The following is a 636-nucleotide window of genomic DNA, read 5'->3' as shown; positions in this document are numbered from 1 at the left end:
AGGCCATTGGAGCAGCCTCTAGTTTCACACCAGAGATGATGACTGCCCAAATGCAGTTTTTTACTCAAATGTGGCAACAGCAACAGCTGCAGCTGCAGCAGCAACATCCAGTTCAACAGCCACAGCAAGGGCAGCAGTATGTTTCTGTGGCTGAGATCAACAAGGTCAGAAAGCAGTGTAGTGTAAGTTTAAAATTAAAGTATCAATTAGTAAATTCAATTTAATAACTTTATTTCTTAATTTTTTCACTTACATTATAGGATCACATAGCTGATCACTACCGTGAATACTTGGTTGGCCGTGGCATCAAGTTTGATACGCTCAAGTCCATCACCGACAAGGCCAACAGAAAAGTAAAAAATCTGTTGCGCGATGAAGTCAGGAAGCACCAACGCTTCAATTGCCTGTCTGATTCGCAGATATTCACCATGATTAGAAGTAAGTTCTATTACATGGTGGATAAGGCAAATGGGAAAGCTGTGGCGACACCAACGTCAGCCTGCCGCAGCCGCGTAAATGCAGTAAGTACTTGATATTTAAAAATTATAATATAAAATGCCTATAATACTTACATCAATACTTTATGATAGAAACTCCTTAACAGGAGGATTGCTTACAACGCCAACGCAGCAGCAT

General features: G+C 40.7%; 2 protein-coding genes. Both read left to right on the top strand.

Annotation, left to right across the window (positions count from 1 at the left end):
* The coding region (locus ACYVPE_RS39975; protein WP_461038752.1) for a hypothetical protein at nucleotides 1-224 on the top strand (224 nt) is incomplete at its 5' end.
* A gap of 66 nt (nucleotides 225-290) precedes the next feature.
* On the top strand, nucleotides 291-533 hold the full coding sequence (locus ACYVPE_RS39970; RefSeq protein WP_461038751.1) for a hypothetical protein: 243 nt from the start codon (nucleotides 291-293) through the stop codon (nucleotides 531-533).
* The last annotated feature ends 103 nt before the right edge of the window (nucleotides 534-636 follow it).

This window comes from Streptomyces mayteni (assembly GCF_054783955.1).
This window is presented reverse-complemented; position numbering and strand designations above follow the sequence as displayed.